At 72.2% G+C, this 6,416-nt stretch carries 6 protein-coding genes; 2 read left to right on the top strand and 4 right to left on the bottom strand.

What is annotated here, in order from left to right; genetic code table 11:
• Window positions 1-285: 285 nt before the first annotated feature.
• The 4 genes from ACFVH5_RS43655 to hrcA all read right to left on the bottom strand — a co-directional run bounded on the left by ACFVH5_RS43655 (window position 286) and on the right by hrcA (window position 4,380).
• On the bottom strand, window positions 286-1,032 hold the full coding sequence (locus ACFVH5_RS43655; RefSeq protein ID WP_384816573.1) for a 16S rRNA (uracil(1498)-N(3))-methyltransferase: 747 nt from the start codon (window positions 1,030-1,032) through the stop codon (window positions 286-288).
• Entirely contained in the window at window positions 1,029-2,114 is a 1,086-nt protein-coding gene (locus ACFVH5_RS43650) for a nitronate monooxygenase (RefSeq protein ID WP_384816576.1), read from the bottom strand. The genes ACFVH5_RS43655 and ACFVH5_RS43650 overlap by 4 nt, the downstream gene beginning before the upstream one ends.
• A gap of 109 nt (window positions 2,115-2,223) precedes the next feature.
• Window positions 2,224-3,363: a molecular chaperone DnaJ gene (dnaJ, locus tag ACFVH5_RS43645; RefSeq protein ID WP_107016318.1), complete on the bottom strand. Its 1,140-nt coding sequence runs from the start codon at window positions 3,361-3,363 to the stop codon at window positions 2,224-2,226.
• Window positions 3,364-4,380 carry a heat-inducible transcriptional repressor HrcA gene (gene hrcA / locus ACFVH5_RS43640; RefSeq protein WP_107016317.1) on the bottom strand — a complete coding sequence of 339 codons (1,017 nt, stop codon included), beginning with the start codon at window positions 4,378-4,380 and terminating at the stop codon, window positions 3,364-3,366.
• A 249-nt stretch (window positions 4,381-4,629) separates the two neighbouring features.
• On the opposite strand from hrcA, the gene ACFVH5_RS43635 reads away from it, so the two are divergent.
• Together ACFVH5_RS43635 and ACFVH5_RS43630 are read left to right on the top strand one after the other, a co-directional pair.
• Window positions 4,630-5,409 (top strand): MBL fold metallo-hydrolase, encoded by a 780-nt coding sequence (locus ACFVH5_RS43635; RefSeq protein ID WP_385839251.1) that lies wholly within the window; start codon window positions 4,630-4,632, stop codon window positions 5,407-5,409.
• Between the two features lie 83 nt (window positions 5,410-5,492).
• Complete coding sequence (locus tag ACFVH5_RS43630; RefSeq protein WP_385839250.1) at window positions 5,493-6,296, top strand: DUF3097 domain-containing protein; 804 nt, start codon at window positions 5,493-5,495, stop codon at window positions 6,294-6,296.
• Window positions 6,297-6,416: the final 120 nt, after the last annotated feature.

Raw genomic sequence — 6,416 nt, 5'->3', positions numbered from 1 at the left:
CCCCTGAGCGCCTGGCGGCGCGGCGGTTTGGGGGGCGCGGGGAACTGCGCAATCGTTGAGGCCCGCCCCCACCCCACGGTTCACTGTCGGCTGCGCGCCGGTGGGGGCTGATCGCGCAGTTCCCCGCGCCCCCAAACCCCCAGGGGCGCGGGGAACTGCGCAGTCCTGTGCGCCGACCCCCAACTCCCCGCACCGTGAACCCCGGACGGGCCGAGGTACCCAGGGGCGCGGGGAACTGCGCAATCCTGTGCGCCCGCCCCCGCCGGGCCCGCAGCCGGGCCGGTGCTACGACCAGCGCCCCGTCCGGCCCAGCAGCAGCGCCACCGCCGCCGTCCCCGCCGTGGACGTCCGCAACACGCTGCGCCCCAGCCGGCAGGCCCGCGCCCCGGCCTCGGTGAACGTCGCCAACTCCTCCGGGGAGACACCCCCTTCGGGCCCGACGACCAGCACGATCGACCCGGCGGCGGGCAACTCGACCGTGGCGAGGGGCTCACCGGGATACCCCCGGTCCTCGTGCAGCACCGCAGCGAACTCCGCTTTGGCGAGAAACGCAGCAACCTGCTTCGTCGACATCGCGTCCGCGACCTCCGCGAACCGCACCCGCCGCGACTGCTTGCCCGCCTCACGCGCGGTCGCCCGCCACTTCGCCAGCGCCTTGAGCCCCCGCTCGCCCTTCCACTGCGTGATGCAACGCGAGGCCGCCCAGGGGACGATCGCGTCGACGCCGGTCTCCGACATGGTCTCGACGGCGAGTTCACCCCGGTCGCCCTTGGGCAGCGCCTGCACGACGGTGATACGGGGCGCGGGCGGCGGCTCCTCGTGCACGACGTGGAGGTCCGCCACGACGAGCCGGTCCTTGCCCTCGGCCGTCATGACGACGCCCTCGGCCCAGCGGCCCCGCCCGTCGGTGAGGACGACGTCCTCGCCGGTGTGCAGCCGTTTCACGGACACCGCGTGCCGCCCTTCGGGCCCGTCGAGCACGAACTGCGGCCCGCCGGGCACCTCGTCGACCACGAACACCGGCGCGGTCATCGCCCGACGCCCCCGCCCTGCTCGGCCGACAACGCTGTCCTGGCGGCGGCGAGTTCGGCGGCCAGCACCTCCACCAGCTGTCCGGCGGGCAGTTCGCGGGCGAGCCGGTGCCCCTGTCCCGCCCACAGCGCCATGCCCTGCGCGTCCCCCGCCTTGGCGGCGGCCTTGCGCAGCGCGGAGGTGAGGTGGTGCACCTCGGGATAGGCGGCGGGCGCGTACGGCCCGTGCTCGCGCATGAAGCGGTTCATCAGCCCGCGCGCGGGTCTGCCGGAGAACGCCCGCGTCAGCTGCGTACGCACGAAGAGGGGGTTGGTCAGCGCCTGCTTGTGCAGGGCGTTGGCCCCGGACTCGGGGGTGGCGAGGAAGGCGGTGCCCAGCTGGGCGGCGCTCGCGCCGGCGGCCAGCGCCGCGGCGATCTGGCTGCCGCGCATGATGCCGCCGGCCGCGACGATCGGGATCTGCACGGTCTCGCGGACGAGCGCGACGAGCGACAGCAGTCCGATGCCGGAGCCGTCGGTCTCCGGGTTGTCGCGGTGGGTGCCCTGGTGGCCGCCGGCTTCGACGCCCTGCACGATGACGGCGTCGGCGCCCGCCCACTGCACGGCCTGCGCCTCCTCGGCGGTGGTCGCGGTGACGAGGGTGAGCGTGCCGGCCCGGCTCAGGGAGTCCAGGACGTCACGGGTGGGGCAGCCGAAGTGGAAGGAGACGACCGGTACCGGGTTGTCGAGGAGGACGGCGAGCTTGGCGTCGTAGCCGTCGTCGCGTCCGCTGTCGGGGTCGCCCAGTTCGGTCTCGTACCAGGAGGACTCACCGGCGAGCTGGTGGGCGTACACCTCGACGGCCGACCGGTCGGCGTACTCGGGCTGCGGCATGAAGAGGTTCACGCCGAACGGCCTGCTGGTGGCCCCGCGCAGCTGCTTGATGTCCTGGTACATGCCGTCGGCGGTCTTGTAGCCGGCGGCGAGAAAACCGAGCCCCCCGGCTTCGGACACGGCCGCGGCGAGCTGCGGCACGGAGACGCCGCCCGCCATCGGGGCCTGCACGATCGGGAGGGGGAAAAGATCGGTCAGCGCGGAGGACATGACGGCATGTTGTCACGTCCTCCGTACAAGTCCGAATCCGGCCGTCCGCCGGGCATAAGCCACAGGAATCATCCTGCGGCGCGCCCGGCGGTCACCTGCGGTTCACCCGTCAGGTACGGCCGTTGAAGGCATCCTTCAGCCGGGAGAACAAGCCCTGCTGACCGGGCTGGAACTGCCCCGTGGGCCGCTCCTCGCCGCGCATCTGGGCCAGCTCCCGCAGGACCCGCTCCATCTCGGGGTCGAGCTTCGTGGGCGTCATGACCTCGACGTGCACGATGAGGTCGCCGCGTCCGCCGCCCCGCAGATGGGTGATGCCGCGCCCGTGCTTGGGGATCGACTGCCCGGACTGCGTCCCGGGGCGGATGTCGACTTCTTCGAGTCCGTCGAGCGTCTCCAGCGGGACCTTGGTGCCGAGCGCCGCCGCGGTCATCGGGATGGTGACCGTGCAGTGCAGATCGTCGCCGCGCCGCTGGAACATGTTGTGCGGCAGCTCGTGGATCTCCACGTACAGGTCGCCGGCGGGGCCGCCGCCGGGGCCGACCTCGCCCTCGCCCGCGAGCTGGATCCGGGTGCCGTTGTCGACACCGGCGGGGATCTTCACGGTCAGGGTCCGGCGCGAGCGCACCCGTCCGTCGCCCGCGCACTCGGGGCACGGTGTCGGGACGACCGTTCCGAAGCCCTGGCACTGGGGACACGGCCGGGAGGTCATGACCTGGCCCAGGAAGGACCGCGTGACCTGGGACACCTCGCCGCGACCGCGGCACATGTCACAGGTCTGCGCGGACGTGCCGGGGGCCGCGCCCTCACCGCTGCAGGTGGTGCAGACGACGGCCGTGTCGACCTGGATGTCCTTCGTCGTGCCGAAGGCGGCCTCGTCGAGCTCTATCTCCAGCCGGATCATCGCGTCCTGGCCGCGCCGCGTGCGGGACCGGGGTCCACGCTGCGACGCCGTGCCGAAGAACGCGTCCATGATGTCCGAGAAGTTGCCGAAGCCGCCGGCGCCGAAGCCGCCCGCGCCACCGCCGCCCGCCTGGGACAGCGGGTCGCCGCCGAGGTCGTAGACCTGCTTCTTCTGCGGGTCCGACAACACCTCGTACGCGGCGTTGATCTCCTTGAAGCGCTCTTGCGTCTTCGGATCGGGATTGACGTCCGGGTGCAGCTCGCGGGCGAGCCGCCGGAATGCCTTCTTGATCTCGTCCTGGGACGCGTCGCGGCGCACGCCGAGTACGGCGTAGTAGTCCGTGGCCACTTACGACTCCGCCAGGATCTGTCCTACGTACCGTGCCACCGCTCGTACCGCTCCCATCGTTCCGGGGTAATCCATGCGCGTCGGTCCGACCACGCCGAGTTTGGCGACTGCTTCGCCGCCCGAACCGTAGCCGACCGAGACCACAGAAGTGGAGTTGAGTCCCTCATGGGCGTTCTCGTGACCGATCCGTACGGCCATGCCCGAATCGTTGACCTCGCCCAGGAGTTTGAGGAGCACGACCTGCTCCTCCAACGCTTCGAGCACCGGACGGATCATGAGGGGAAAATCGTGTCCGAAGCGCGTCAGATTGGCGGTGCCGCCGATCATCAGCCGCTCCTCGGTCTCCTCGACAAGAGTCTCCAGGAGGGTGGAGAGCACGGTCGTGACCGTCCCCCGGTCCTCCGACTCGAAGGCGTCGGGGAGATCCTGCACCAGTTGGGGGACATCCGCGAAACGGCGCCCCGTGATCCGGCTGTTGAGCCGCGCGCGCAGATCTGCCACGGAGACCTCCCCGAAGGGGGCCGGGCAGTCCACCATGCGCTGCTCGACCCGCCCGGTGTCCGTGATCAGGACGAGCATGACGCGGGCCGGGGCCAGCGCGAGCAGCTCCACATGACGCACGGTCGAGCGGGTCAGTGACGGGTACTGGACGACGGCCACCTGGCGGGTGAGCTGTGCGAGGAGCCGCACGGTCCGCCCCACGACGTCGTCGAGGTCGACGGCACCGTCCAGGAAGTGATGGATCGCCCGCCGCTCCGGCGCGGTCATCGGCTTGACGCCCGCGAGCTTGTCGACGAAGAGGCGGTAGCCCTTGTCCGTGGGGATGCGCCCCGCACTGGTGTGCGGCTGCGCGATGTACCCCTCGTCCTCCAGGACCGCCATGTCGTTGCGGACGGTCGCCGGTGACACCCCCAGCCGGTGGCGCTCCGTGAGCGCCTTCGAGCCGACCGGCTCCTCCGTGCCCACGTAGTCCTGGACGATGGCGCGCAGCACTTCGAGCCTGCGTTCACTGAGCATCGCGCACACCTCCCGTGGTCTTCCGCGCGGTCATCGGTCGTCAGTCGGTCGTCATCGGCGGTGTCGCCTGGCACTCAGCGCGCGCGAGTGCCAGCATCCCCGCGCCAAGTGTACGGCCGGTGGGTACGGGCCGGGCAAGGGCGGGCCTGCGATGTCGTGACGCCGGGCACATCGGGCAGGCGACGTGTACGAGGGTGTCCCGCTCTGTCGGGAACATGCAGGCGCGGCCGACAGGGTTAGCGTCGGCGCATGAACGTGACATGGGAGGGGTCCGGGCGCGACGGGACCGGCTGGGAGGAGCTGTCCCCGTACGCGGGGCGTTGCCGGCTCCCGGGGTGGGACTGCACGGCCGGGCTCGTGGTCGGCGAGGACGCGGCGCTCATGATCGACGCGGGATCGAGCGTGCGGGAGGGCGCGTGGCTGCGCACGCGGGCGCACGGGTTGCTCGGGGGCGGGCGCGTCACGCACCTCGCGCTCACGCATCCGCACTTCGACCATGTCTTCGGGGCGGCGGCGTTCGCGGGGGCCGAGGTGTTCGCGGCGGGCGCCGTGGGGGTCCCCCCGGTCGAGCGAAGCCGGGACTGGGGGAGGGTCCTGGGCGAGGGCCGGGAGGAACTGCTCGCGGACGCGGTGCGCAACGGCGCCGATCCCGCGGAGGCGGCCGAGGCGGCGGATCTCCTGGTACGGCCCCGGCATCTCGTCTCCGGCGAGTGGACGCTCGATCTGGGCGGCGGCCGACAGGTCCTGCTGGCGAACGTGGGCCCCGGGCACACCGGCCACGACCTCGCGGTCCTGGTCGCCGGGCCCGGTTCACCGGAGATCGTCTTCTGCGGCGACCTGGTCGAGGAGTCCGGCGAACCCCAGGCCGGACCGGACGCCGTGCCCTCCCGGTGGCCCGCCGCGCTGGACCGCCTGCTGGCCCTCGGGGGCGAGGACGCGTTGTACGTGCCCGGGCACGGGGCGGTGGTGGACGCGACGTTCGTACGGGCCCAACGGGAGGCGCTGGCGCGGCGTTTCGACGTGCCGTGAGTCGTGCCGCGAGTCCTGCCGCGAGCGCCGCTCCGGGGTGTCGGTGTACGTGCGGGGCCCGGGCTTCTCCTATCGTCATCCGAATGCGCCAGTACTCAGCGGATCTCACCCCTCCGTGGAAGAAGCCCAAGCCCGTGCCCGAGGTCGCGGCGGAGCCGGGGCTCGTGGTCGAGGAGCCCGGCACCGGGTTCTGCGGTGCCGTGATCCGCTGCGAGGCGGGGACGGTGACGCTGGAGGACCGCTTCGGCAAGCACCGAGTGTTCCCGCTGGAGCCACGCGGCTTCCTCCTGGAGGGGCGCGTGGTGACCCTCGTACGCCCGTCGACCGCGCCGGTACGCCCCACGCGCACGGCATCGGGATCGGTCGCCGTGCCCGGGGCGCGGGCCCGGGTGGCCCGTGCGGGACGCATCTACGTGGAGGGCCGCCACGACGCCGAACTGGTGGAGCGGGTCTGGGGCGACGACCTGCGCATCGAGGGCGTCGTCGTCGAGTACCTGGAGGGCATCGACGACCTGCCCGCCATCGTCGACGAGTTCGCCCCCGGGCCCGACGCTCGGCTCGGGGTCCTGGTCGACCACCTGGTCCCCGGCACGAAGGAATCGCGTATCGCGGACGCCGTGACGAGCGAGTACGCGCTGGTCGTGGGCCACCCGTACATCGACGTCTGGGAGGCCGTGAAGCCGTCGTCCGTGGGCATCGCGGCCTGGCCGCGGGTGCCGCGCGGGCAGGACTGGAAGACGGGTGTCTGCCGGTCTCTGGGGTGGCCGGAAAACACGGGAGCGGCGTGGCAGCGGATCCTGGACTCGGTCCACTCGTACCGCGACCTCCAGCCGGAACTCCTGGGCCGAGTGGAAGAACTGATCGACTTCGTCACGGCCCCGGAGTAGAAGCACTTTCTCTCGCCCCCGCCGCCCCTACCCGTCCCGTCACTGCATGGGGGCTGCGCCCCCTCGCCCCCCTTTGTCCTCAAACGCCGGACGGGCTGTAGATTCGCGGACGGTCCGCGG

This window comes from Streptomyces sp. NPDC127119, from assembly GCF_042677425.1.
Lineage (GTDB): Bacteria > Actinomycetota > Actinomycetes > Streptomycetales > Streptomycetaceae > Streptomyces.
Note: the sequence above shows the minus strand (reverse complement) of the source record. Positions and strands in the feature narration are given on the sequence as shown.

Coding starts and splice junctions, on each gene's coding strand:
- ACFVH5_RS43655 (WP_384816573.1), bottom strand. CDS start 1,032: ATGACCGCGCCGGTGTTCGTGGTCGACGAGGTGCCCGGCGGGCCGCAG.
- ACFVH5_RS43650 (WP_384816576.1), bottom strand. CDS start 2,114: ATGTCCTCCGCGCTGACCGATCTTTTCCCCCTCCCGATCGTGCAGGCC.
- hrcA (WP_107016317.1), bottom strand. CDS start 4,380: ATGCTCAGTGAACGCAGGCTCGAAGTGCTGCGCGCCATCGTCCAGGAC.
- ACFVH5_RS43635 (WP_385839251.1), top strand. CDS start 4,630: ATGAACGTGACATGGGAGGGGTCCGGGCGCGACGGGACCGGCTGGGAG.
- ACFVH5_RS43630 (WP_385839250.1), top strand. CDS start 5,493: ATGCGCCAGTACTCAGCGGATCTCACCCCTCCGTGGAAGAAGCCCAAG.